26 protein-coding genes are annotated in these 23,527 nt (G+C 54.6%); 14 read left to right on the top strand and 12 right to left on the bottom strand.

Annotated features, from left to right (window positions below; translation table 11 throughout):
* Positions 1 to 8 precede the first annotated feature (8 nt).
* Positions 9 to 269, bottom strand: a complete 261-nt coding sequence (locus MCG44_RS07945; RefSeq protein ID WP_147571818.1) for a GIY-YIG nuclease family protein — start codon at positions 267 to 269, stop codon at positions 9 to 11.
* 234 nt (positions 270 to 503) lie between these two features.
* Between MCG44_RS07945 and trpS the strand changes: the two genes are divergently transcribed.
* The 4 genes from trpS to MCG44_RS07925 all read left to right on the top strand — a co-directional run bounded on the left by trpS (position 504) and on the right by MCG44_RS07925 (position 4,681).
* Entirely contained in the window at positions 504 to 1,502 is a 999-nt protein-coding gene (trpS, locus tag MCG44_RS07940) for a tryptophan--tRNA ligase (RefSeq protein WP_147571819.1), read from the top strand.
* A gap of 81 nt (positions 1,503 to 1,583) precedes the next feature.
* Entirely contained in the window at positions 1,584 to 2,720 is a 1,137-nt protein-coding gene (locus MCG44_RS07935; protein WP_147571820.1) for an MraY family glycosyltransferase, read from the top strand.
* Positions 2,717 to 3,865: a non-hydrolyzing UDP-N-acetylglucosamine 2-epimerase gene (gene wecB / locus MCG44_RS07930; RefSeq protein WP_147571821.1), complete on the top strand. Its 1,149-nt coding sequence runs from the start codon at positions 2,717 to 2,719 to the stop codon at positions 3,863 to 3,865. The genes MCG44_RS07935 and wecB overlap by 4 nt, the downstream gene beginning before the upstream one ends.
* A gap of 54 nt (positions 3,866 to 3,919) precedes the next feature.
* Entirely contained in the window at positions 3,920 to 4,681 is a 762-nt protein-coding gene (locus MCG44_RS07925; RefSeq protein WP_147571822.1) for a hypothetical protein, read from the top strand.
* Between the two features lie 37 nt (positions 4,682 to 4,718).
* Here MCG44_RS07925 and MCG44_RS07920 read toward each other — a convergent pair whose 3' ends face one another.
* From MCG44_RS07920 to MCG44_RS07910, 3 genes are read right to left on the bottom strand one after another with little or no spacing between them, the layout of a single operon-like run.
* Positions 4,719 to 5,114 (bottom strand): hypothetical protein, encoded by a 396-nt coding sequence (locus tag MCG44_RS07920; RefSeq protein WP_147571823.1) that lies wholly within the window; start codon positions 5,112 to 5,114, stop codon positions 4,719 to 4,721.
* Entirely contained in the window at positions 5,107 to 5,526 is a 420-nt protein-coding gene (locus MCG44_RS07915; protein ID WP_240287625.1) for a hypothetical protein, read from the bottom strand. Before MCG44_RS07915 ends, MCG44_RS07920 begins: the two co-directional genes overlap by 8 nt.
* 35 nt (positions 5,527 to 5,561) lie before the next feature.
* Positions 5,562 to 5,843, bottom strand: coding sequence for a hypothetical protein (locus MCG44_RS07910; protein ID WP_240287623.1), 282 nt, complete (start codon positions 5,841 to 5,843; stop codon positions 5,562 to 5,564).
* A gap of 54 nt (positions 5,844 to 5,897) precedes the next feature.
* Between MCG44_RS07910 and MCG44_RS07905 the strand changes: the two genes are divergently transcribed.
* Together MCG44_RS07905 and cls are read left to right on the top strand one after the other, a co-directional pair.
* Entirely contained in the window at positions 5,898 to 6,365 is a 468-nt protein-coding gene (locus MCG44_RS07905; protein ID WP_240287621.1) for a metallophosphoesterase family protein, read from the top strand.
* Positions 6,366 to 6,396: 31 nt separating this feature from the next.
* Positions 6,397 to 7,923, top strand: a complete 1,527-nt coding sequence (gene cls, locus MCG44_RS07900) for a cardiolipin synthase (protein WP_240287619.1) — start codon at positions 6,397 to 6,399, stop codon at positions 7,921 to 7,923.
* Between the two features lie 74 nt (positions 7,924 to 7,997).
* On the opposite strand, the gene MCG44_RS07895 is transcribed toward cls, so the two are convergent.
* Complete coding sequence (locus tag MCG44_RS07895) at positions 7,998 to 8,846, bottom strand: hypothetical protein (RefSeq protein WP_186852606.1); 849 nt, start codon at positions 8,844 to 8,846, stop codon at positions 7,998 to 8,000.
* A gap of 164 nt (positions 8,847 to 9,010) precedes the next feature.
* Here MCG44_RS07895 and MCG44_RS07890 point away from each other — a divergent pair, with 164 nt between their 5' ends.
* From MCG44_RS07890 to MCG44_RS07875, 4 genes are all read left to right on the top strand, one after another.
* Positions 9,011 to 9,577 (top strand): DUF4364 family protein, encoded by a 567-nt coding sequence (locus MCG44_RS07890; RefSeq protein WP_186852607.1) that lies wholly within the window; start codon positions 9,011 to 9,013, stop codon positions 9,575 to 9,577.
* A 16-nt stretch (positions 9,578 to 9,593) separates the two neighbouring features.
* Complete coding sequence (locus MCG44_RS07885) at positions 9,594 to 10,070, top strand: pyridoxamine 5'-phosphate oxidase family protein (RefSeq protein ID WP_240287617.1); 477 nt, start codon at positions 9,594 to 9,596, stop codon at positions 10,068 to 10,070.
* Between the two features lie 209 nt (positions 10,071 to 10,279).
* Entirely contained in the window at positions 10,280 to 11,848 is a 1,569-nt protein-coding gene (locus MCG44_RS07880) for an alkaline phosphatase (RefSeq protein ID WP_240287615.1), read from the top strand.
* A gap of 212 nt (positions 11,849 to 12,060) precedes the next feature.
* Positions 12,061 to 13,221 (top strand): YibE/F family protein, encoded by a 1,161-nt coding sequence (locus MCG44_RS07875; protein ID WP_240287613.1) that lies wholly within the window; start codon positions 12,061 to 12,063, stop codon positions 13,219 to 13,221.
* On the opposite strand, the gene MCG44_RS07870 is transcribed toward MCG44_RS07875, so the two are convergent.
* Complete coding sequence (locus tag MCG44_RS07870; protein ID WP_240287611.1) at positions 13,218 to 13,877, bottom strand: helix-turn-helix domain-containing protein; 660 nt, start codon at positions 13,875 to 13,877, stop codon at positions 13,218 to 13,220. The genes MCG44_RS07875 and MCG44_RS07870 overlap by 4 nt on opposite strands.
* A gap of 77 nt (positions 13,878 to 13,954) precedes the next feature.
* Positions 13,955 to 14,845, bottom strand: coding sequence for an SPL family radical SAM protein (locus MCG44_RS07865; protein WP_240287609.1), 891 nt, complete (start codon positions 14,843 to 14,845; stop codon positions 13,955 to 13,957).
* Between the two features lie 132 nt (positions 14,846 to 14,977).
* On the opposite strand from MCG44_RS07865, the gene dinB reads away from it, so the two are divergent.
* The 4 genes from dinB (at position 14,978) to MCG44_RS07845 (ending at position 19,899) form a co-directional block, all read left to right on the top strand.
* Positions 14,978 to 16,231, top strand: coding sequence for a DNA polymerase IV (dinB, locus tag MCG44_RS07860; protein ID WP_147571875.1), 1,254 nt, complete (start codon positions 14,978 to 14,980; stop codon positions 16,229 to 16,231).
* 28 nt (positions 16,232 to 16,259) lie between these two features.
* On the top strand, positions 16,260 to 17,291 hold the full coding sequence (locus MCG44_RS07855; protein ID WP_240287607.1) for an inorganic phosphate transporter: 1,032 nt from the start codon (positions 16,260 to 16,262) through the stop codon (positions 17,289 to 17,291).
* A gap of 187 nt (positions 17,292 to 17,478) precedes the next feature.
* Positions 17,479 to 18,219 (top strand): ZIP family metal transporter, encoded by a 741-nt coding sequence (locus tag MCG44_RS07850; RefSeq protein ID WP_263858453.1) that lies wholly within the window; start codon positions 17,479 to 17,481, stop codon positions 18,217 to 18,219.
* A gap of 219 nt (positions 18,220 to 18,438) precedes the next feature.
* Entirely contained in the window at positions 18,439 to 19,899 is a 1,461-nt protein-coding gene (locus tag MCG44_RS07845) for a carbon starvation protein A (RefSeq protein WP_147571877.1), read from the top strand.
* 61 nt (positions 19,900 to 19,960) lie between these two features.
* On the opposite strand, the gene sigG is transcribed toward MCG44_RS07845, so the two are convergent.
* The 5 genes from sigG to MCG44_RS07820 form a co-directional block, all read right to left on the bottom strand.
* Positions 19,961 to 20,731: an RNA polymerase sporulation sigma factor SigG gene (gene sigG / locus MCG44_RS07840; protein WP_147571878.1), complete on the bottom strand. Its 771-nt coding sequence runs from the start codon at positions 20,729 to 20,731 to the stop codon at positions 19,961 to 19,963.
* A gap of 134 nt (positions 20,732 to 20,865) precedes the next feature.
* The gene (locus MCG44_RS07835; protein ID WP_147571879.1) at positions 20,866 to 21,330 is read right to left on the bottom strand and encodes a DUF523 domain-containing protein; all 465 of its coding nucleotides are present in this window, start codon (positions 21,328 to 21,330) and stop codon (positions 20,866 to 20,868) included.
* Positions 21,327 to 21,899, bottom strand: a complete 573-nt coding sequence (locus MCG44_RS07830) for a DUF3795 domain-containing protein (RefSeq protein WP_240287603.1) — start codon at positions 21,897 to 21,899, stop codon at positions 21,327 to 21,329. The genes MCG44_RS07835 and MCG44_RS07830 overlap by 4 nt, the downstream gene beginning before the upstream one ends.
* Before the next feature lie 61 nt (positions 21,900 to 21,960).
* Complete coding sequence (locus tag MCG44_RS07825) at positions 21,961 to 22,212, bottom strand: IreB family regulatory phosphoprotein (RefSeq protein ID WP_147571881.1); 252 nt, start codon at positions 22,210 to 22,212, stop codon at positions 21,961 to 21,963.
* A 95-nt stretch (positions 22,213 to 22,307) separates the two neighbouring features.
* A complete protein-coding gene (locus tag MCG44_RS07820) occupies positions 22,308 to 23,522 on the bottom strand; it encodes an MFS transporter (protein ID WP_147571882.1) in 1,215 nt (404 codons plus the stop codon).
* Between the last annotated feature and the right edge of the window lie 5 nt (positions 23,523 to 23,527).

The raw sequence follows: 23,527 nt of genomic DNA, 5'->3' as shown, positions 1-23,527 counted from the left end.
AGCGCCAGTTATCTGGCGCTCCTGTGCCATGTTTGGATTAATTTCTCTTTCTGTTCCCGGCGAAGTTTTTTGAGCGCCAGCTCCCGGCGCAGGGCGGCAGGCTTGTCTGGCTGCGCCTCTGTGTAGCATAGCTCTAGCGGGCCTCTCCCCCTGGTATATTTGGCCCCTCTGCCCGCCCGGTGAGCGGCTAGGCGGCGGTCTACGTCGTCGGTGATCCCAGTATACAGTGTCCCATCTCCACAGCGGAGGATATAAACAAACCACGACACTCCTCTCCCCCCTTGCTGAATCATAGTGAAAAAATGGGATGTGCCAGTATCAGAAGAAAACGATTCCAATATTTTTCTTTCCAGAAAAAGTCTATCACAGAAATAAAACATCTACAAGGAAATCATCCCTCTTCGTTCAATCTTTTATTGCCATTCTTTTTATAAAGTGCTAAAATAAAATGATATTATATGGGCGCTTATCCTCTGTGCCCTAAAATAAAGGAGCAACACCAGATGGACGAAAAAAAAGTAATGCTCTCCGGCATCCAGCCCAGCGGAGATCTGCACCTGGGTAACTACCTGGGTGCCATCAAAAATTGGGCCGCCCGGGCCGAGGAGTTCGACTGCTACTATTTTATGGCAGATATGCACACCATCACCGTCCGGCAGGATCCCGCCGCCCTGCGGCGCCGCACGCTGGAGCAGCTGGCCCAGTACATCGCCTGCGGCCTGGATCCTGAAAAAAACACTCTCTTCATCCAGTCTCATGTCCCTGCCCACGCGGAGCTGGGCTGGGTACTCAACTGCTACACCATGTTTGGCGAGCTGTCCCGGATGACTCAGTTCAAGGACAAATCCGCCAAGCATAAGGACAACATCAACGGCGGTTTGTTCACCTATCCCGCTCTCATGGCGGCCGATATTCTCCTCTACCAGCCCGACTTTGTCCCCGTTGGAGAGGATCAGAAGCAGCACGTGGAGCTGACCCGGAACATTGTCCAGCGTTTCAACGGGATTTACGGTGATGTATTCAAAATGCCGGAGCCCTATATCCCGAAGGCCGGTGCCCGTATTATGGGACTGACTACTCCTGATTCCAAGATGTCTAAGTCCATCCCAGAGGGCTGTGTCTTCCTGATGGAGAAGCCGGAGGACATCGCCAGAAAGTTCAAGCGGGCTATCACCGACAGCGACACGGAGCGATGCGTCCATTTCGACCCGGAGCACAAGCCAGGAGTGGCCAACCTGATGAACATTTATTCCGCCGTCACTGGTAAGACCTTTGAGGAGATTGAGGCCGAGTTTGACGGCCTAGGCTATGGCAAATTCAAGCCCGCTGTGGGCGAGGCAGTCGTGGAGTGCCTGCGCCCCATCCGGGAGGAGGCTACCCACATTTTGGCGGATAAGGCTTATCTGGAGAAGGTCTACACCGAAGGGGCCCAGAAGGCATCCTATGTAGCGAACAAGACGCTTCGTAAGGTCTATAAAAAGGTAGGCTTTGTGGCCCGCTGACTCTATTTTGCCACTTCATCTACCTCTGCGGCTTGGCCCGAAGGGCAAAGCTGGTCAGAAAAACGCAAAAGAGGATTTGATATGCCGATTCAACTTTCTGTGGTGGGGATGGCTTTGGCCGCCCTGCTAACCGCCGCGGTGGTATCTCTGATTGCCACTCCTGTTGTGAAATCGCTGGCCTTTCGTGTCGGCGCGGTGGATATCCCAAAGGACGGGCGGAGGATGCATGACCACCCGATCCCCCGTATGGGTGGACTGGCCATCTTTTTTGGCTTCATGCTCAGCGTCCTCCTATTTGTCCCGCTGACGGAGCAGCTGCGGGGAATGCTTTTAGGCGGTGTCATCATCGTCATACTAGGAATTTTTGACGACATCTATGCCCTCCCCGCCAAACCTAAATTCTTGGTACAGATCGCCGCTGCCCTTGTCGCCGTGTGGGCGGGGAATAAGATCGAGTTTCTCTCGAACCCTAATATTTTCAGCAGCGAGCCTTACTGGGAGCTGGGATGGCTGTCTATCCCCATCTCTGTATTGTGGATCGTGGGCATCACAAACGCCGTCAATCTGATTGACGGTCTGGACGGACTGGCTTGCGGAGTTTCCACCATCAGCTCCATGACTCTGCTGGTCATCGCTTTGACTGTATCTGAGCCGGATGTGGCCCTTCTGATGGCCGCCCTGGCCGGCGCCTGCATCGGCTTCCTGCCCTATAACCTGAATCCCGCCAAAATCTTTATGGGGGACACCGGGTCAACCTTTTTGGGCTTTATCCTGGCCTCTGTGTCCATTCAGGGGCTGTTCAAGTTCCACATGATCATCTCCTTTGCGGTCCCATTCCTCATGCTTGGTCTGCCCATTTTTGACACCTGTTTCGCAATCCTCCGTCGGGTATCCAAGGGGCAGTCCCCTATGACTCCAGACCGTGGGCACATCCACCATCGGCTGATCGACATGGGCTTTTCCCAAAAGCAGGCAGTCGCTGTGCTCTATATCATCAGTGCGATCCTAGGCCTGTCCGCCGTAGTGCTGACCACCAGTGGGGTATTCAAAGCCATGCTGTTTCTGGTCGCGCTTTGCGCGGCCGGCGGTCTGGCTGCCGGCCTGTTTCTGACACACAATGACGGGAGGCATACGCCTCAGGACCCAGGAAGGCATCACAAGACACAGATTTCTGGCAACGACAACTTCTTTGGTGAGGAGGACCAGTCTGAAAAATGAGCGACCTGAAAGTTATGACGATCTTCGGCACCCGGCCGGAGGCCATCAAAATGGCCCCTCTGGCCCTGGAGCTATCGAAGCGCCCCGGCATAGACGCTCTGTGCTGTGTCACAGCTCAACACCGGGAGATGTTGGACTCTGTACTGGATATTTTTCGGTTAAAACCTGACTACGACCTGAATATCATGGAGCCCCGACAGACCTTATCCACTATCACCTCTAAATGCCTGCTGGGCATGGAGCAGGTGCTGGAGGAGGCGAAGCCTGACCTTGTACTGGTCCACGGGGATACTTCCACTACCTTTGCGGGGGCTCTGGCCGCGTTCTATCACAAGATACCAGTAGGCCACGTGGAGGCCGGCCTTCGAACCTATGACAAGTGGTCTCCCTTTCCAGAAGAAATGAACCGAAAAATGGTGGGATCTATCGCCGATCTGCACTTTTGCCCCACTGTGTCAAACCGGGACAACCTAACCCGTGAAAATATTACGAACGGGATTTTTCTCACAGGTAACACGGTCATTGATGCCCTTCAAACTACAGTGAGAAAGGATTTTTCCTTTACAGAAAGGCTCCTTGACCAGTTGGAGTATGAAAAACGAAAAGTTGTATTAGTTACCTGCCATCGGAGGGAAAACTATGGTCAGCCCATGGAGGATATCATGGCTGCTCTGGCCTATATTGCCCGGACTCATCCCGAGGTATCTCTGGTCTACCCTGTCCACCTCTCCCCTGTGGTCCAGGAGTGCGCCCATCGGCATCTAGACGGTGTTGAAAACGCCCACCTAATCCCCCCCTTAAATGTGGAGGAGATGCACAATCTGATGGCCCGGTGTTATATGGTCATGACTGACTCCGGCGGTCTTCAGGAGGAGGCTCCCGCTCTTGGTAAGCCCGTTCTTGTCCTCCGCCGGGAGACCGAGCGGCCTGAAGCCGTTAAGGCGGGCACGGCTAGACTGGCCGGCGTGGATTACAGCCGCATCACAGCGATGGCCGAGGAACTTCTGGAAAACCCAGACGCCTACGCCGCGATGGCCCATGCCGTCAATCCCTATGGAGATGGCCAGGCCTGCCGCCGGATTGTGGACGCTATCCAGTGGCACTTCGGCCAGCGCAAGGAGCCTCCGGACGAATTTTTGATTTGAGTCTGTTTTGACTCATCTGCTCTATTAATCCCAAAAAATCTTGGAGGTGAGGACGTGGAACCTAAAAATCGTCTTTTAATCGCAATCACTGTGATCGTCCTCATCGTAGCTGCTATGTTCACCAGTTTTGGGCGCAATCTTTTTGCCCTCAATACTCCGTCGGTCGTCCTGCCCAATGTGAACGGCGACGGACAGACTGGCGATGTCAGCGGTCCTCAAACTGGTCTAGAACAATACCAGGCGGTGGAGGTCACACCTCAGACTGTTGGCAGCGTGATTCGGACTCTGTCCCGCAAAGACAGCTATTACCGAGAACTCACCATCACGACCTTCTGGGACGGTGGTTCCTCCTCTATTCCGGTACAGACTTGGGTAGACGGCGGCTGGTCCCACAGCAGACAGGTGCTTCCCTCCGGTGCGGTCAGGCACGATCTGGTGGGGGATGGCACTCTTTATTACTGGTATGAGGGCTCCTCCCGCTGGGAGTCCACTCCCGCGGACAGCCTGTCCCATGATTTGACACAGCGGATCCCGACCTATGAGGTCGTGACCGAATTAGATCCTGATGAGATCACCCACGCCGGCTATGAGCTTCGTGAGGGAGTTCCTTGTGTCTATGTAGAAGTGGCCCGTGAAGACCCTGCCTATCAGGAGAGATACTGGGTCAGCGTGGAGAGCGGCCTTTTGATTTGCGCGGAGCTGGAAAAGGAGGGGGCGCTCGTCTATCAGATGACCTCCTACGGCACTGTTATATCTCCCTGTCCAGCGGAGGCCTCCTTCGCTCTGCCCAATGGTGACATATTATATACCAGGTAAAATATGGGACGGCCTCCGGCCGTCCCATCCTGATACCTCAATCTTCACCTTCCCGATCTCCAAGTCCCATGAGCAGGACCAGCCCCAGGGCTATCACCAGTTCCAGATCGTCTCCTTCCACCAAAAGAAACAGGATGATAAGCAGCAGAAGGATATCCCCCGGGTCGATGTCTTCTAACTTCAGGGCTTTCAATAGCCCGGATAGCCCCCCGCTGCCGTCTCCAGATGAAAAGAGGCTTCCCGCCCCCTCTTTTCCGCCCAATAGAGCTCCCAGCCCCTCCTTTCCGGAAAATAGAGAGGAAAACCTGAAGCCCCCTGTGGAGGCCGGACCATGGCCCTTTGTTCCGCTGTTGGATCTGCCCCCTCCTTGGGGGTGCTCGGCCTCCTGGATAGGGACATAAGGGGTGTCCTCTGATATGTAGCGGTTATACACTCCCCTCCTCCTCCTTCCTGCCCATAGCGGTCAGGGCCACCCGGATCAGGCGGGTCATGCGTGCTATCTGCTGGGCTCGGTCCAGCCGGGCCCGCCGTTCTTCTCGTAAAAATGGGCGCAACGCGGATAGCAGAGCCGCGTTTCTATCATCGGTACTCTGATACTCCCGCAGCACCTGCACCCCTATCTGGAGCATCCGCGGGTCTATCTGCCCCAGCAGCGAGGACAGGTCCCAGGATCCATCGGACGGGCCGCTCTGTTCCGGAGACTGGGCGGGGACCTCTTCCGCGCTCTGTGTCCCATTCCCCTGGGGCCCGTTCTCCCCTGATAACGACCGGGCTAGAGCCATGATCTGCCCCATGGCCTTTTCATTCCCCAGGATCGAGTTCAATTTTTCCTCAAATTCGGCCACGGTCTCGCCACCTTTCTACCCGGCTGTGGTTTCTCCTATTCCAGCCCTGCCTCTTTTGCCTTGCGTCCGATTCTATCTACCAGTTCCGCCCCCTCCTGGCTCCTCATCAGCCGGTCCATCATAGACATCAAGGCGCTGGGGTCCCCGTCAGCGGCCGCTTTGGCCGCCTCCTTCACCCCTCCCTGCTGGTTCAAAATCGACATCAGCTTTTGGGCATCGCTGGATTTAGCCAGTTTGGAGATCACTTCACGGTTTTTCACCAGATCAGCGGCAGTAGTCCCTTTTTTCAGATTGTCTTGACCCTGTTTTAAATTCACAATCTCTCACTCCCGATTTGATTTCATTCCAGTATATGCGGCTAGAATGGTAAGGTGACAAATTTGAAAATTCTCGTGTTTTCCGACTCCCACCGGTCCATGTCCGGGATGTATTCAGCCATTGACAGACATCTCCCAGACCAGGTCATTCACCTGGGAGATCTGCTCCAGGACGCTGAAATGCTGGCGGATATCTATCCGCGCCTCCCGATCTGTCGTGTGCCCGGTAACTGTGATGGCTGGACTACCGAGCCTATGAAACGCCAGATCACTCTGGCCGGCAAACAGTTTCTTCTCTCCCACGGCCACCTGTGGGGTGTAAAAAGTGGATATAGCCACGCAATTTCCGACGCCAAAGCAGCTCAAGTCGATGTGCTTCTTTTTGGGCATACCCACCGCTCCCTGTGCCATCAGCTGGAGGACGGGCTTTGGGTCATGAATCCGGGTTCCAGTCGTTCCAGCTATGGGTTTATTGAGATCAAGGATGGAACTCTCCACTGTGAGATATTTCCTGTAAACTGATTTTTAGCCGTAAAGGAGGTAAGGCTGTCAAGTGAAAAAGCTGCTCTATATTCTGTTTCACCGCTCTGTTTTTGTCTGTCTGGCCCTGCTGGCCCAGTTTGCCACGCTAGTCATTATGGTAGTCGTTTTCTCCGAATATACAGAGTCCTTCTATTGGTGCTGTATCGTGATCAGCATCCTAGCCGCCTTAGCTATCATCTGCAGCAGGATGGAGCCTGGCTACAAAATTGCCTGGCTGATCCTGATTCTGCCCTTTCCTGTGTTTGGCGGTATCTTTTACCTGCTGGTGGGGGGAGGCACCATCCCCCGCCGGACGCAAAAGCGGATGCAGGGAATCTTGAAAAAATCCGCCCTTGCCCTACAAGATGACTTTAAGTCCGACGACCTTATCTCCCTTGGCGGCGACGCCGCCAGCCAGGCCCACTATATGGAGCAATACGCCGCCTGTCCCTCCTACACGAATACAGAAACAGAATACTTCCCTCTGGGGGACCAGGCCTTTCCGCGTATGCTGGAGGAGCTGGAAAAGGCGGAGCACTATATTTTTCTGGAATACTTCATTATACAGCCCGGTATTTTTTGGGACAGCATCCTGGCCATCCTGGAACGAAAAGCGGCCCAGGGCGTTGAAGTGCGTGTGATGTATGATGATATGGGCTGTATGTTTACCCTTCCCCGGGACTATGACCAGGTGTTAATGAAGAAGGGAATCCAGTGCCGGGTATTTAATCGCTTCCTGCCGGTGATGTCCCTCCGTCTGAACAACCGGGACCATCGGAAGCTGATGGTAATTGATGGGAAGGTTGGCTTCACCGGTGGACTCAATCTGGCTGATGAGTATATCAACATTCGTAAGCGATTCGGGCACTGGAAGGACAGCGCGATCCTATTGGAGGGAGACGCGGTCTGGTCTATGGCCGTCATGTTTTTGACCCTATGGGATTACTGCTGTGGCTGGGATGAAAATTTTGACCGGTTTCGTCCCCCGGCCTCTCCTGTCCGGCCCTGGACCGGCTATGTACAGCCCTACACGGATACCCCTCTGGACCGTGAGGCGGTGGGACAGGCCGTCTATCTCAATATGATCTCCAAGGCCAAAAACTACATCTATATCACCACCCCCTATCTGGTGGTAGATGTGGCGACCAACACCGCCCTGTGCAACGCCGCCAAGTCAGGGGTAAACGTAAAAATCATCACGCCCCATATCCCGGACAAACGCTACGTTTTTGAGGTGACCCGAGCCCACTATCCCCCTCTGCTGGATGCGGGAGTAGAGATTTATGAGTATACCCCCGGCTTTATCCACGCCAAAAACTTTGTGGTAGACGACCGTTTTGCTACCGTTGGCACCGTCAATCTGGACTATCGCAGCCTGTTTCTTCACTTTGAGGACGGTGTCTGGTTGTGCGAAGCGCCCTGTATCCGAGATATCCGCGCGGACTTTGAACGGACGTTGACCTGTTCAGAGCCAATTACTCCACGAAGGTTCAAACATTTGAACATCCTGCTCCAGCTCTACCGCAGCATCCTGCGTATCTTTGCTCCTCTGATGTGAGAATAAAAAGGCGGAAGAGCCGCCGCCCTCCTGTTTGGAGTGGCGGCGGCCCTTTTTATCGGCACCCTGCCGCTTTAGCTACAACAGCCGGAGCGTACCTCTTGATAGGTGGTATTCCCCTTGCTCTGGATGCTGTTGGGTGGGAAAAATTCGTTGAAGGGGAACTGAACCTTACGGAACATCTCGCAGGGGTCCTCCTGGCACTCGCAGCCGCAGCCACAGGTGCACTCCTTCTCCGGCAGGCAGTAGTCATAGACTGGGATCAGAAGCTGGGTATCCCGCTCCAAGCGGATGATGGAGAACTGGCCCAGTGTTACGAACATTCTGTGTATATCGCCGTCTACGATCAGATCCTCTTGGAAGACAGCGGTAATAGCGGGTGGGATATCCAGATAACTATTGTCGCAGCAGTGGCAGTTACAGGCGTCCATCAACTTCAGGTTTAGGATAATGGGGTCTACCGCCTCTACTACCGCGCTGGGCAGATTAGTTTGAGGCAGGTTTTGGATTTCTGGCCCTTCTCCTACTACTCCAGTCGAGAATATCTTGGAGCTTCCCTCACTTCCGAAGAGGACAACCCGCTTGTCAAAGATGGCCAGCCCGGTCACTTCCACCGGGCGGGCGGCTCCCACGAAGGCGTCAGCAGTGATGCGGTAGAAGTACCGCACATCTACCGTATAGAAGCCCCGGTTGAAATTGATGGGCTCCACATCGATGTACGCATACAGTAGTTCAGCAGTCCCCGCTTTTACCGACTGGGCCCGGTCGATGACCGCCTGAGAACTTCTGGTAGGATAGACGCGGATGTCTTCAATACAATCTTTGTCTTTGCAGGAGTCAAAGATTTTTTTCGTGTGTATGCACACGGCCTCCCGGATACTGCGGTCTTCGCAGACGGGGCCGGGCACGACCTTTTCTGGCATATGGTTCCCTCCTAGATTTGGATGGTAAGGACGGTCAAAGCCGCCCCTTTGGGTTTCGCTTACATTCCATCTTATGAGGCGCTCCGTATTTTGTGCGGCTCCATCTCTTTTCTATCCCACTCTTGCGGCTTTCCTCTGAATCGGGTATAATGGAGTGTACCTTAATGCCTCTTGCAAAAGGAGTGGACACCATGGCCCCCATCGGCTTTATTCAAAATGAGCTGGATCTGAAGTTCTTAGTTCTGTATATCATGGCCCGGACTGCCGGGCCCATTACCTTTCTTCAGCTTCTGGAGCTGGCCCTGTGCGACGCGGGCGTGGACTACTTTTCTCTGACCAAGGCTGTGGAACATATGGTGGAGACCGGCCAGTTGTCCAAAGAAGGCGACCGCTATTCTATCACCGAAAAGGGGGTGCGAAACAGTCAGATCTGTGAGAGCAGCCTCCCCTACTCGGTCCGAATGCATTGTGACGAGAATCTGGTCAAGGTCAACGAAGCTCTCCGCCGAGAAGCCCAGGTCCGCTCCCAGGTGTCGGAGAATCAAGACGGGACCTGTACGCTCAAGCTTGACTTCAATGATGAAACCACACCGCTTCTCCATCTGGAGCTGCTGGTCCCAGAACGGAAACAGGCGGACACCATGGCCCAGTGCTTTCAGGATGAGCCCACAGACTTTTATCGGCAGATCATTCAACTGTTGACCCAGCGGAATGGATCACAAAACTCGTAAAGGAGAAAATGTCATCATGAGAAGAGCAGACCGCGCACAGGACCGGGACTTTTGTCTGTCCGTTATTGACCGCTGCACCCACGGGGTAGCCGCTCTGACAACCGGGGAGGATACTCCCTACTGTCTTCCCCTCTCCTTTGTCCGTGTGGGTAACAGCCTCTATTTTCATTGTGCCCGTGAGGGGCGCAAGGTGGAGCTGTTGAAACGATGTCCCCGCATATGTATTACCTTTGTAGCCCAGGACGACCCCAATTTTGAGGCGCCCAACAACTATACCACCTATTTTCAGTCCGCCATCGTTACCGGGACTGTAGTTTTGGTGGAGGACGATCAGGAAAAGGTCGACGGCTTGCGGGCTCTCTGCCAGAAGCTCACCCCACAGTATATGACAGAGGGCCTTTTCAATGCCGCTATCCAGCACAGCCTCTCTGTCACGTCCGTGTGGCGGGTAGATATGGATGATCTCTCCGGAAAGGCCAAAAAGAAAAGATGATCCCTCCTTTCCGTTTCCCATTCCTCAAAGGGAGCGTTATGATGTAAGATACAGCAACAGCGCGCTGCTTCTTGGCAGCGCGCTGTTTTTTCATAGCTATCTTTTACCTATCTTTCACCCAAAGGCTGTAGCCGTTTTAACAGGCGGACCTTAGAATAGACCTGTCCCCAATGTCAAGAATAAGTGTAAACAGTCAGGAGGAAAACAGTATGAAACGATTTTTTTCCGCCGCGTTGGCGCTGGCCATGGCAGCTTTGTCTTTGGCTGGCTGCTCCGGCACATCTTCAAGGGATGCCGCAGGCAGCCCAGTACAAACCAGTGGGGTCACGCAGGTCGCTCCCATGTCGACCACTGCTGAAGCCTTAAAATCTCCGAAATATGTCTTTCTGTTTATTGGTGATGGAATGAGCTATCCACAGTTCCAGGCCGCATCCGACTATCTAGGCTCCATGGCCGATCCTGATTACCTGCTGGCCGAGCCCAGTCTGGATGACAACCAGGGCGCGATTCTGGACGGTCCTGTCGCTCTGAATTTTATGGGCTTTGACGTAGCTGGCTCTGCTGTGACCTATGACTCTAACTCCTTCGCCCCTGATTCTGCCTCCACAGCCACATCCATTGCTACCGGCCATAAGACCTATTCTGGGTCTATCAATGTGGATGAAACTGCTACCATCTCTTATGAGACTATTTCGGAAAAGGTCCATGAGCAGCTTGGTATGAAGGTGGGCGTCATTTCTTCTGTCAATCTGAATCACGCCACCCCAGCCGCCTTCTATGCCCATCAGGCCAGCCGCAACAGCTATTATGAAATCGGTCTGGAGCTGATAGACTCAGGATTTGATTACTTTGCCGGCGGCGCCCTGTTGAAGCCAGACGGAGCAGACGGTGATAAGGACAACCTGTATGATTTGGCCAAAGAGGCAGGTTATACTGTGGTAAAAACTCAGGCGGAAGCGGAGCAGGTCACTTCCGGCCCCGTTATCATCGTGGATGAGCATCTGGCCGACTCTGACGCCATGGCCTATGAGCTGGACAGGACTGACGATATGTGGTCCCTGGCAGACTATGTAAAAAAGGGTATCCAGGTACTGGACAACGACAAAGGCTTTTTCATGATGTGCGAAGGGGGCAAAATCGACTGGGCCTGCCATGCCAACGATGCCGCCGCCTCGATTCATGACACCCTGGCCCTGGCCGACGCGGTACAGGTAGCCATCGACTTCGCCAAGGACCACGCCGAAGAAACTTTGATTCTGGTCACAGGAGACCATGAGACCGGCGGCTTGTCCATTGGATTCGCCGGGACTGATTACGACACCTATCTCAGCCAGCTCAACAGCCAAACTATTTCCTATGCCAAGTATGATAGCGATTATGTGGCCGCTTACAAAGCGAATAAGACTCCCTTTGAAACTGTTCTGAAGGACATTGAAACGCTTTTTGGCCTGAAAGTCAACGGTGAGGCGGGCGATCGTCTGGTGCTCACCGACTATGAGCTGGGCCTGCTGAAGACCGCCTATGAGAAATCTGTCAACGAGAAGGATACCGGCATGGCCGACCAGGAGGAATACGTGGCCTACGGCACCTATGAACCATTGTCCGTCACCATCACCCACATCCTCAACAACAAATCCGGTATTTCCTTTACCTCGTACAGCCACACCGGACTCCCCGTGGCGGTATTTGCGGATGGCGTCAACGCCGAACTCTTCAAGGGCTACTACGACAACACTGCAATCTACGATAAGCTGGCCCAGATGCTGGCGGTTCGGTAACCCTCTCTTGAGAACACGATATCAACGGCCCGCTCCAGTCGATCCAACTGGAGCGGGCTTACCCCTGCATTTTCATTTGGTGGTACCCCCGCAGCTTTCGGATATCCGCCTTTCACCGGGCGAATTTGTTTTCATTTTTCTTCTCCTCCTCCACTCCCCCTCCAGATACGGGTACTTCCCAGTGATATTCTCTCTTCAAGGAGCAACACTATATGTTAAAGCAGATGAAAGCTGATTTTCTTCGTTACCATGCCCCTGTATGGGTATGCCTTCTTCTCACCGTTGTCCTGCTCGCCCTGCCCACGGGATATGAGGATAACATCGTTTTTCAGGAATCTGATATTCAGCCGGCTCTGGTACTGTCTACCGATGAGTCAACCGTTATTGATACCGGGCTCGTCCGGTCCGGCGAGCAGCGCTGTCAGCTTGAGGTACTAGGAGGACAGTTCAAAGGGCAGACGGTAGAGGGAAAAAACACCCTGAACGGCTCTCTGGAACAGGATAAGATCTTTTCTGTCGGTGATAAGGCTCTGGTCCGTATCAATTTCCAAGGGGAGCAGATCCTCAGTGTATCTATGATCGATCACTACCGGATGCCCTGGGAATTATTGATGGGCGGACTATTTGTCCTCCTGCTGGTCCTCTTTGCGGGAAAGACTGGTCTAAGGGCTGTGCTTTCCTTTCTCCTTACTGTCTTGATGATATGGAAGGTGATGGTCCCGCTCTATCTCAAAGGCTGGGATCCTATCTGGGTCGGCCTTGCCATAACACTGGCCCTCACTCTGCTTATCATCGCCCTGGTCTATGGTTTCGACCGGAGATGCTGGGCCGCCTCATCCGGTTCCGCTCTTGGTGTTCTGGTCACCTGTATCATGGGCATCCTGTTCACTGACCTATTTCAGGTCCACGGGGCGGTCATGTCCTACTCGGAAAGTTTGCTCTATGCCGGCTATCAGCATCTGGATCTGACCCGAATCTTTATGGCCTCTATTTTTATCGGGGCCTCCGGAGCAATCATGGATTTGAGCGTAGATATCACCTCCGCAGTCCACGAAGTCGTGGAGAAACGACCTGACCTTAGTTGGTGGGAGGCGGCCAAATCCGGGATGAACGTAGGCAGAGCGGCCATGGGGACCATGACCACCACTTTGCTGTTCGCCTACTCCGGTGGCTATGTGGCACTGCTGATGGTATTTATGGCCCAGGGCACTCCAATCTCCAATATTTTGAACTATAAGTATGTAGCCGCCGAGATGATCCATACCGTCATCGGCTCCTTCGGTCTGGTAACAGTCGCTCCCTTTACCGCCCTGTGCGCCGGCTTGTTCCTGGTTGGTAAAACAAAAAAAGCTCAAGGGATGGACCTCAATTAAGAGCCATCCCTTGAGCCCTTTTTCATCTTACAGACCGCTCTTTTTGGTTTCTTCCACCACAGCTTTCTCCCCATATATCGGGGATTTATCACACGCAGATAAAAAAGCAGAATGGCTATAGACAGCAGGAATCCGGCCAAGCCCAGATGAAAATAGAAGCTTAAGACGGTCAAAAGGAGCTGTGCCAGCATATAGCGCAACTCAATTTTCAAATTGTTCCGCCGCCGGTCCAAATCCAGCTCAAAGGACAGGTTCCACACCATCCACATAGAGCACAGTGCCAACATCACGATATTTCCGAACAGGGGCAAAAGGTAGCCGCCCCCAAGCTGCTCTCCATGCGGCATATCCTGTAATGTCCAGACACAGGCATAGAGTGCGCCCAGTTGGGCAGAAATAGCTATCACAGTTCTGTTTTCCCGCAGGATAGGGTTGTCCTCCCCATCTTTTACCCAGCCGGAGCGGTCCTCCATCAGCTCGTCCAGTGAGATGGCGTACAGCTCCGCCAACGCGGCCAGATTCTCACCGGTGGGTATCGTCTGCCCTGACTCCCATTTGGTCACCGCTTGGCGGCTCACGCCCACTCGCTCCGCCACCATCTCCTGAGAAAAACCGACTTGGTTCCGCAGTGCTTTCAGGCGTTCTCCCAATGGCATTCTTCCCACCTCCTTGGTCAAATAGTAGCAGACCAGAAGGAGAAAGTCCAGCAACCAACCGGCAACCGGGGGAAAAATCAGTCAAAAAAGGTGAGCTGCCGATCCTGATATCCACGGGTGGCAGCGGAAATGATAGAGCGCATCTCACACAACAGCCCCAGCTCCCCGCAGCGTTTGGAAAATCGTTCCCACAACTTCCCCGCTCTGGGACTGGAGCAGGTATACCGGTTTCCATACCGCTGGCGGTATTTCTCCCCCAGCCCCTGTTCTGGAAAAGCCCGGTCCAGTCCGTTTAGAAAATGCTCCCTCTGCCCATCCCGCATGGTCACACCGAAGGCCGGATAGACGAATCGTGCTCCCGCCTCGGCAGCCGCCTCCGCCACCGACAGCACATTTTCTACGCTGTCCTCCAGCCAGGGCAGGACCGGCATAAGCAGGACACCGGAAAAGATCCCCGCTCCCGCCAGCTCCTTCAGCGCCGCCAAACGGCGGCTGGGTGAGGGAGCCCCCGGCTCGATCTTGGCTGCCAGCGCGTCGTCTGTCGTAGTCACCGTCAGTTTACAGATCACTGGGGAATGGCGCTGAATGAACTGATACAGGTCGATATCCCGGACGATCAGATCACTTTTTGTGGCAGCCGCCACCCCACATCCGTAGGCGTCTATCAACTCTAGGGCATGACGGGTCAGTTCCAGCTCCTCCTCGAAGGGGTTATAGGGGTCGCTCATGGAACCCATACTGATAAATGCCGGACGCGTCTTTCGGGCCAGGTCATCCCGCAAAATAGTGAGGGCCCCAGCCTTTGCTTTCACGGTATCAAAATCTGGATTTTGATAACAGCTGCTTCGGCTGTCACAGTAGAGGCAGCCATGACAACATCCACGGTAAATATTCATGGTATGGTCGGTACCAAACCACTCCGTACCTCTATTTCTATGGAGCAGATGTTTAGCCGGTATATATTCCATGTCCTCTCCCCTCCTTTTTTCTTATCCTACCAGTCTCTCCCCTTTCCTGTCAAGAAAATTCGAACATTAGTTTGACTTTTTTCTTGGCCTGGAATATAATTTTTTTATTGAATGAAAAGGAGGCGCTGTCCGGTGGAACGGGTCATCTTTCACTGTGATTTAAATAGCTTTTACGCCTCGGTAGAGCTGCTGGACCATCCGGAGTTGCGTCACCTGCCGGTGGCGGTATGCGGAGACCCGAACAGCCGCCACGGCATCATCCTGGCAAAAAATGAGCCCGCCAAGCTTTTTGGCGTCAAGACCGCTGAAACCATCTGGCAGGCCAGAAAAAAATGCCCCGAACTGGTCCTTCTTCCCGCCCACCATGACCGATACCGTGAGCTATCCAGGCAGATCAACCGGGTATATCAGGACTACACCGACCTGGTAGAGTCCTTTGGGATCGATGAGAGCTGGCTGGATGTCACTGGTACCCTCCATCTCTTCGGCGGGGATCCGGAGGCGCTGGCGGACCAGCTTAGAGAGCATGTGCGGGGCAACTTTGGGCTGACCATCTCTGTGGGAGTGTCCTTCAACAAGGTCTTTGCCAAATTAGGCAGCGATTACAAAAAGCCAGATGCTACCACGCTCATCACCCGGGAAAATTTTAAACAGATTGTATGGCCTCTGCCGGTCACCGACCTGCTCTATGTCGGGCGGGCCGCCTCCCGGACTTTTGATCGCTTTGATATCCACACCATCGGCGACCTGGCTCGCTTTGATCGGGAGCAACTTTTTCTTCTGCTGGGTAAAAATGGCGCCCAGCTCCATGACTTTGCCAGTGGGGAGGACCGCTCCCCCGTCACACCCGCCGCCCAGTACGTCCCGCCGAAGTCAGTGGGCAATGGTCTCACCTTTTCTCACGATCTGCGGGGGCAGGAAGATATACAGGCTGGGATCACCCGCCTTTCGGACCAAGTGGCTGCCCGCCTTCGTCGGTATCACATGAAATGTAATGGTATTTCACTTGCCATACGGGACCCCGCCTTTCGGGATATCATCCGGCAGCAGCGTCTGGACTCCCCCAGCAATCTGGCCCGAGAAATCAGTCAAGCCGCCATGGGATTGGCCAAAAGCTGCTGGAATATGGATCATCCCGTCCGAGCCCTCACTGTAACAGCACTCTCTCTGGTCCCGGAGGAGGAGGTCTCGGCCCAGCTGGATCTGTTGGCCTTCGGCCAGGACAAAAAGAGAGAGCGGCTGGAAAAGCTGGAGGAAACGATGGATAGCATTCGGGCCAAGTACGGAAAATCTTCCATCTCCCATGCCTCCTCCACCCAGGCCGCCGGCGGCAGCGGCCATGCGCCCCCGCCTGGAGGCTCCCGGTCATATCTGGAGGAGGAGTAGCATACAACAGGGGCATGGAGGTGAACCCATGCCCCTGTCTTTTTTTGCTTTCCTCGACCAGTTGACGGGCGATCCAGCTCTGGCACTGATTGTTCTCCTCACCCTCGCGGTACTGCTGGTCAACGGGTGGACCGACGCACCCAATGCCATCGCCGGGGTAGTGGTGACTGGAGCACTCCCCTTCCCTTTGGCTGTCCTGCTGGCGGCTGTATGCAACTTTCTGGGAGTGCTTTGTGTCACCGCTGTCTCTACTTCTGTGGCGGAGACCGTCTATTCTATCGCCAGCTTTGGCGGCGGCTCCCGCGCGGCTCTTACCGCTTTGTGTGCCGCCATGGCCGCCATCGTGCTCTGGGCCGCGGCTGCCTGGCTACTTGGCATTCCTACCAGTGAGAGCCACGCCTTGATTGCTGGTATCTCTGGCGCCGCGGTGGCTCTGGAGGGTGGCTTCTCCTGTATCCGCTGGGACAGTTGGGCCAAGGTTCTCCTCGGTCTGATTCTGTCCACTGCCGCCGGATTCTGGGCTGGACAGTTGTTTCAGAGTGCCTTAAAACATGTAAAGGCTTCCAACCATACATTTCTTTTGGCCCAGCTTCCCGGAGCCGCAGGAACTGCCTTTCTTCACGGTGCCCAAGATGGTCAAAAGTTTCTCGGTGTATTTCTCTTGGGGACGGCATTGGCCCAGGGTCGCGGAGATGAACAGACCTTTCTCATCCCTATCTGGCTTATGATTTTGTGTGCTGGCTTTATGGCCGCCGGTACCCTTATGGGGGGCAGGCGCATCATCGAAACAGTCGGGCGTGAAATGGTGTCGATTGGCCCGCGAGAAGGGCTGTCTGCCGATTTGGGCAATATTTTCTGCCTCATGACCGCCACTCTGCTGGGCCTTCCCGTCTCAACTACCCATACCCGCACAGCCGCTCTGCTCGGTGTGGGAGCAGCGGGGGGCGGTGTTGTGGACTGGTCCGTTGCCGGCAAAATCGCTCTCGCCTGGGCCCTTACCTTTCCCGGCTGTATGGCCATCGGCTACTGGATGGCCAAGGTGTTTCTGGCGGTCTTTTGAATAGAGCGCCGGGTGAATATCAGTCACCCGGCTCACCCCTCTCTGATCCGGCGCATAGCCTATTCTGGAAGCACCCGCACAGGCGCGGACCGGCTCCGGACATCGCGCCGCCGTTTTCAGAAAGGGAAATTACATCGTGACACAAGCACTTTTATGGGCTGCCGGCGGAACTGGGTTCACTGCCCTGATGACCGCTTCCGGCGCCGCTATGGTCTTTCTGTTCCGCAAGCAGTCCTCTCGCTCTCTTCAGCGCGTCCTACTTGGATTTGCCGCTGGCGTGATGATCGCCGCCAGCATGTGGTCCCTGCTCATCCCAGCCATTGAGGAGGCGGAGGCCATGGGAATGCCCGGTTGGCTGCCCGCCGCTGGTGGATCTGTCCTCGGCATCGTTTTCCTTTTGTCCATGGACTATCTGCTCCCCCGCTTCACACCGGAATCCTTCCACTGCAAAGAGGGCGAAACCTCCCGCCGCCGCACCGCCCTCCTGGTACTGGCCGTAACACTGCACAACATCCCGGAGGGGATGGCGGTCGGCATCTCCTTTGCCTTGGCTGCCCACAGTGGAGATCCCTCCCTCCTACCCGCTGCTACCGCCCTCGCCATGGGAATTGGCATCCAAAATTTTCCGGAAGGGGCCGCTATCTCCCTGCCCCTGCATCAGGAGGGAATGGGCCGTGGAAAGGCCTTTCTCATCGGGGCAGCCTCCGGCGTGGTGGAGCCTATCTTCGCCCTGCTCACTGTACTGGCTGCCGGGGCGATCCAGCCGCTGCTCCCGTGGCTGCTCTCCTTTGCCGCCGGCGCCATGCTCTATGTCGTGGTGGAGGAGCTCATCCCAGAGGCTAATCTCACCGAAGGGGGGCATACCGGCACTCTAGGCGTCATGGCAGGGTTTCTCATTATGATGATCCTGGATGTGGCTCTTGGCTAAGTCCGCTGTTGACCCACTTTTTTCACAAAATCCTCGTTTACAAAATTTTAGTAAAAATTTCGATTTGGGGGTTGATTTTCTCAAGAAGCGTGATATAATGAAGCCGCCTTTTAAGGGATAGCTCAAAGTTTCCTTTGCTTCCCAGACCTTTAGTGGAAAATAAAGGCCTTTTTCATGTCTTTCGTCATGGAAAAGCAAATTAATGAGGAGGAGAAATTTATGATCACGTTCCTGATCTCCCTCGTAGTCCTTGTGGTGGGATTCGCACTGTACAGCCGTCTCATTGAGCGGGTGTTCCGTGTGGATGACCGGCAGACCCCGGCGGTCGCCCATCCGGACGGCGTGGACTACACCCCAATGAAAACTTGGCGTCTGTTCCTGATCCAGCTTTTGAACATCGCAGGTCTTGGCCCTATTTTTGGTGCCCTGGCCGGCGCTTGCTGGGGGCCCCGTGTCTATTTGTGGATCGTCTTTGGTACTATCCTGGGCGGCGGTGTCCACGACTTCCTGTCCGGCATGATGAGCGAGCGCCACGACGGCGCCTCCATCTCTGAAATCGTGGGCATCTACTTAGGCAAATTCATGCTGCAGGTCATGCGTGTCTTCTCGGTAGTCCTGCTGATCCTGGTCGGCGTCAACTTCTCCAAGAACCCCGCCCAGCTTTTGGCTATTCTGACTCCTGAAACACTGGATGCCAACTTCTGGCTGGCTGTCGTGCTGATTTACTACTTTATCGCCACCTTCCTGCCCATTGACAAGGTCATTGGCAAGTTGTACCCCATCTTCGGGGCCTGCCTCATCATCATGGCCCTTGGCCTCATGGGTGTAATGCTGATCGACCCCTCTTACCGCGCCGCGATGCCTGAAATGTGGCAGTATATCGGCGTGGAAGGGATGGGGCACCCCACCAACACTCCTATCTGGGCCCAGATGTTTGTCACTGTGGCCTGCGGCGCTATCTCCGGCTTCCACGCTACCCAGTCCCCCATGGTCGCCCGCTGCATGACCTCTGAGAAAGAGGGGCGGAAGGTATTTTACGGCGCCATGGTCGCTGAGGGCGCTATCGCTCTGGTCTGGGCCGCTGCCGGTGTCACCTTCTATGGCAATGTGGCTGCTCTGAACGAGGCGCTGGCTGGTGGTCAGTCCGTTGTCGTTGAGAACATCTGTTCCTCTATGATGGGCCCTGTCGGTGGTGTCTTGGCCCTGCTGGGTGTCATCGCCTGTCCCATCACTTCCGGCGACACCGCTTTCCGCTCCGCCCGGTTGACCATCGCCGACTGGTTCAAAATCGATCAGGGCAATTGGAAGAACCGTCTGCTCCTGTCTGTCCCTGTGCTGGGCATAGGAGCCCTGATCACCCAGTGGGGTGACTTCGCCACTCTCTGGAAGTACTTCTCTTGGTCCAATCAGACCCTGGCTATGATGGTCCTGTGGGCTGGCGCCGTCTATCTGCATCGCAACGGCTTCCCCCCTGTAGCCTGTTTTATGGCTGCTTTACCCGCTACCTTTATGTCCGCTGTCTCTGTGACCTACTTTGTCCAGGCTCCTGAATGTCTGAATATGTCCACCACCCTGGCCTACCCGCTGGGCATCCTGGTAGCCGCCCTGTTCCTGGGTATCTTTATTTGGCGTGAATGGGTCATGCGTAAAAACGACGTACTCAACCCCGCCACTGTCTAAACGTATTTTCTCCACAACTGTTTTTAAGAGGCCGCCTGACAGGATCTGTCAGGCGGCCTCTTTACATCTCTTTCCGTATCTGCCTTAATGCATTCTTTTCCAGCCTAGATACCTGCGCCTGCGAGATTCCGATTTCAGCGGACACCTCCATCTGAGTCTTGCCCTGAAAAAAACGCATAGACAAAATCTTTTTCTCCCGTTCAGACAGGTGCGACACCGCTTCCTTCAGTGCGATACGCTCCAACCACATCTCATCTGTATTTTTGCTGTCCCTGACCTGGTCCATCACACATATGGTATCCCCACTGTCGGAGTACACTGGCTCATAGAGAGACACAGGCTCTAAAATCGCGTCCAGCGCAAAGACCACCTCCTCCCGTTTGATGTCCAGGATGTTGGCGATTTCCTCCACTGTGGGCTCTTTCTGGTGTTGAGCGATATAGGCCTCCTTGGCCTGCAACACCTTGTAGGCCGTATCCCGCATCGCTCTGGATACCCGCATAGTGCTGTTGTCCCGCAAGTAGCGGCGAATCTCTCCGATGATCATGGGCACTCCATAGGTGGAAAACTTAACATCCAGGTCCGTGTTGAAGTTATCGATAGCCTTCATCAGCCCAATGCAGCCCACCTGAAATAGGTCATCAGCATTCTCGCCCCGGTTGGAAAATCGCTGTATCACAGACAGGACCAAGCGTAAATTCCCCGATATCAGTTCCTCTCTGGCCTGCTGGTCTCCCTCCTTCGCTCTCAACAGCAGCGCACGGGTCTCCTCGTTTTTCAGCACCTTTAACTTTGATGTATTAACACCGCAAATTTCCACCTTGTGCTGCATATAAAAACCTCCCGCCCCAGTGATACTGTGTTTCCAGTATCTCCGGGGCGGAGGGTTTCATACGGGGTCAATGGCCCTTAAATTTTTTATCGTCTGACCCTTTTCGATGGATTTTGCTCTGATGTACGATACAGTTACATCTCAGATGGCCACGCCGTCGGATCATATAGCCAACTCTCCAAATTTTCCTCGTCCATGACCCGAAGGCCCGCCTCTGCCAACAGACGGGCCGTGACGCCCCATCCGGCCTTGATGGTGTGGGTAAAGCTGCCGTCATAGATTTCGCCGCAGCCACAGGACGGAGATCTGGCTTTGAGCACCGCCACCGTGCAGCTATGCTCTCTTGCGATTTTAAGGGCCGCCTCTGCCCCCGCCCGATATGCGTCGGTGACATCCTCTCCATCTTCGGTGATGACCCTACCATCCGCCTGCACCTCGGCCGGTGCCCTGGGAGTGTCCAGACCTCCTAGCACCTCAGGACACACCGGGACCAGCGTATGTCCCGCTTTGTGCAGTTCGATGACTTGGCGGTCCAGACGGCTGCAGCCGTCATACCGACAGGGTTCCCCTAAAAAACAGTAGCTCACCAAAATATTCATAAATGCTTCCCTCTACTTCTTCTCTTTTGTTTTTTATTCAGCTTCAGTACTAACCCCTGCTGCTCTGCGATTTTCTGAAGGGCCTGTGTCATACAGGCCGCACGCTCCTTTTCAGACATCTCTTTTGTGGAAAGGGAAGTCACTTGCTGGACAGCATGGCGCAGGTCATCCAGCTCCAACAGGTAGACCGCTGTGGTGTAAAAGCTTTTCTTCCGTCCGTCGTTCCATTCCCCTACTAGCAGTTCCAAAATAGCCCGCTTCTCCTCCAGCTCCCGCACATAGGTTTCCGGCCCCAGTTCACGGACTCTGTCCAGGTCCGCGCCCCTGCGCCGTGTGGGCACAAAAGAATCATAGTCCCCCATCCCCTCATAGAGTTCACAGGGGTATTGTTCACAGCGGTAACAGAAATCACCGATATTTCGCTCCCGGGCACACCGGGCACGGGGACAGCTCTGATTTCCCTCTCCCCCGCCACATCCGGGACACCAGCCTCCGATGTTCATAGGGCAGAGCAGGCAGTTCAGGCCACATAACGCTACTTGAGGATAGGTTCTATAAAAGTCCTTCATCATGCCCCCTCCTTTTCTATCAAAAAAGCGGCCCGCCAGTCGGCGGGCCGCTGTGCGGTCATCAGTGTGTCAGATAATATTTGACCAAGGTCTGGAGCAGCTCATCCCGGTCCACTTTGCGGATTAAAGCTCTGGCATTGTTGTGGTTGGTAATATAGGTGGGGTCCTCAGACAAAATATAGCCCACAATCTGGTTAATGGGGTTATACCCCTTCTCCTGCAACGCCTGATAGACAGAGGCCAAGATGGCCTTGATCTCCAGGTCCCGCTGGTCCCCCAGACTAAATTTTCTGGTAAAATCCATTTCTTCCATTCTGGGCACCTCCTGTCTAAAAACCTAATAATAGTCTACTCTAAAAAGTCGCTCCTGTAAAGGGGCACAAGGCAAATTTAATAAAAATGAAATATTTATACCCTAGACAGCTCCGTTTTTCCCACCATACCGGCTGCAGCCAGCTGCAGGATGGCGGACAGCGCCGCCAGATAAAAGACGTACTGGACTCCCCAGCCCTCCCAGATCAGCCCCATGATGGGCGAGGCGACAATGGCCATCACATGGTCTACACTGAGTCCCACAGACAGGGTCTGGGTCACCTCCCCCGGGTCCAATGCCATGGAACGCATCATAAAAGAATGGACCATATTGAACTGCTCAAACAGGACACAGAGGATATAGGCCGCGAACACCAGCCAGGTCTGCCAGCCGCCGGAAGAGAAAGCTCCACCAGCCAGTTGCCCCGCCAGCAGGCCCATAGCAGTGAATGACAGGACAATATACCCGGCCTCCAGCCAGAGCATCCTGCGCACCCCCATCCGGTCCAGCAGGCGGCCAATCAGGGGAGCAAACCAGGTCCCCACAAAGTGGACCACAATGGTTAGCAGGGCGACCGTATCCGCCCCCTGACCCAGCAGGTTGATGATGACCCATGGCGCAAAGACAATTTTGATTCGCTTCTGGCAGCCGTAGGCCAAAGTAACCATGTAATAGGGCATATAGGCACGCCGGAATAAAAGTTTATGACTTTTCACATGGCCGCTCTGCCGAGGTATACTAACTGCCATCCGGGCCAGCAATACTACCGCTGCCGCTGTGGCCGCCGCCCCAATGGCAAAGGGCAGGATAAAGCCCTCCCCAAAGTGGAACACGCCGAACCGGAATCCTAAAAAGACCATCAGCGCCGCCGCCATGGAAAAGAATGTGTTGACTCCTTTGAACTTTCCAAAGGCTGTCCCCACTTTCCCCTTTTCCGCCAGATCCATGGAGATGGCGTCATTCAAAGGCATGAACAGGTGCATTCCCAAGGAATGGATAAACAGGAAAACCAGCATCACCCCATAGCTGGGGCTAAACAGACCCATGACAACCAAACCGGTCAACAGCAGCAGCTGCGCCACTACCGACATCCACAGGCTGCCCAGAGATCCCAGCGCCGCCACCAGTGCCATGCACAGTACCCCGGGGCTCTCCCTGGGGATCTCAATGAATCCGCGCTGGATCGAATCGATATGATAGACCTCATTAAAATAATTGGAAAAAATACTGCTTCCCAGGCCATTGGCCAAAGCGGTAAGGGCGATCACCAGGGTAAACAGCCGGACCGCCCGCTTTTTCGATGGTTCCATCTCTC

It is taken from the genome of Lawsonibacter sp. OA9 (genome assembly GCF_022440585.1).
The sequence above is the reverse complement of the archived record's forward strand: the minus strand, read 5'-3'. Positions and strand labels throughout refer to the sequence as shown.

Bases quoted from the DNA above. Each gene is read 5' to 3' on its own strand.
- MCG44_RS07835 (WP_147571879.1), bottom strand. From the start codon at position 21,330: ATGAATATTTTGGTGAGCTACTGTTTTTTAGGGGAACCCTGTCGGTAT.
- MCG44_RS07845 (WP_147571877.1), top strand. From the start codon at position 18,439: ATGATCACGTTCCTGATCTCCCTCGTAGTCCTTGTGGTGGGATTCGCA.
- MCG44_RS07830 (WP_240287603.1), bottom strand. From the start codon at position 21,899: ATGAAGGACTTTTATAGAACCTATCCTCAAGTAGCGTTATGTGGCCTG.
- MCG44_RS07820 (WP_147571882.1), bottom strand. From the start codon at position 23,522: ATGGAACCATCGAAAAAGCGGGCGGTCCGGCTGTTTACCCTGGTGATC.
- trpS (WP_147571819.1), top strand. From the start codon at position 504: ATGGACGAAAAAAAAGTAATGCTCTCCGGCATCCAGCCCAGCGGAGAT.
- MCG44_RS07825 (WP_147571881.1), bottom strand. From the start codon at position 22,212: ATGGAAGAAATGGATTTTACCAGAAAATTTAGTCTGGGGGACCAGCGG.
- wecB (WP_147571821.1), top strand. From the start codon at position 2,717: ATGAGCGACCTGAAAGTTATGACGATCTTCGGCACCCGGCCGGAGGCC.
- MCG44_RS07855 (WP_240287607.1), top strand. From the start codon at position 16,260: ATGCCCCTGTCTTTTTTTGCTTTCCTCGACCAGTTGACGGGCGATCCA.
- MCG44_RS07875 (WP_240287613.1), top strand. From the start codon at position 12,061: ATGTTAAAGCAGATGAAAGCTGATTTTCTTCGTTACCATGCCCCTGTA.
- MCG44_RS07850 (WP_263858453.1), top strand. From the start codon at position 17,479: ATGACCGCTTCCGGCGCCGCTATGGTCTTTCTGTTCCGCAAGCAGTCC.
- sigG (WP_147571878.1), bottom strand. From the start codon at position 20,731: ATGCAGCACAAGGTGGAAATTTGCGGTGTTAATACATCAAAGTTAAAG.
- MCG44_RS07870 (WP_240287611.1), bottom strand. From the start codon at position 13,877: ATGCCATTGGGAGAACGCCTGAAAGCACTGCGGAACCAAGTCGGTTTT.
- MCG44_RS07895 (WP_186852606.1), bottom strand. From the start codon at position 8,846: ATGCCAGAAAAGGTCGTGCCCGGCCCCGTCTGCGAAGACCGCAGTATC.
- MCG44_RS07880 (WP_240287615.1), top strand. From the start codon at position 10,280: ATGAAACGATTTTTTTCCGCCGCGTTGGCGCTGGCCATGGCAGCTTTG.
- MCG44_RS07935 (WP_147571820.1), top strand. From the start codon at position 1,584: ATGCCGATTCAACTTTCTGTGGTGGGGATGGCTTTGGCCGCCCTGCTA.
- MCG44_RS07865 (WP_240287609.1), bottom strand. From the start codon at position 14,845: ATGGAATATATACCGGCTAAACATCTGCTCCATAGAAATAGAGGTACG.
- MCG44_RS07885 (WP_240287617.1), top strand. From the start codon at position 9,594: ATGAGAAGAGCAGACCGCGCACAGGACCGGGACTTTTGTCTGTCCGTT.
- MCG44_RS07890 (WP_186852607.1), top strand. From the start codon at position 9,011: ATGCCTCTTGCAAAAGGAGTGGACACCATGGCCCCCATCGGCTTTATT.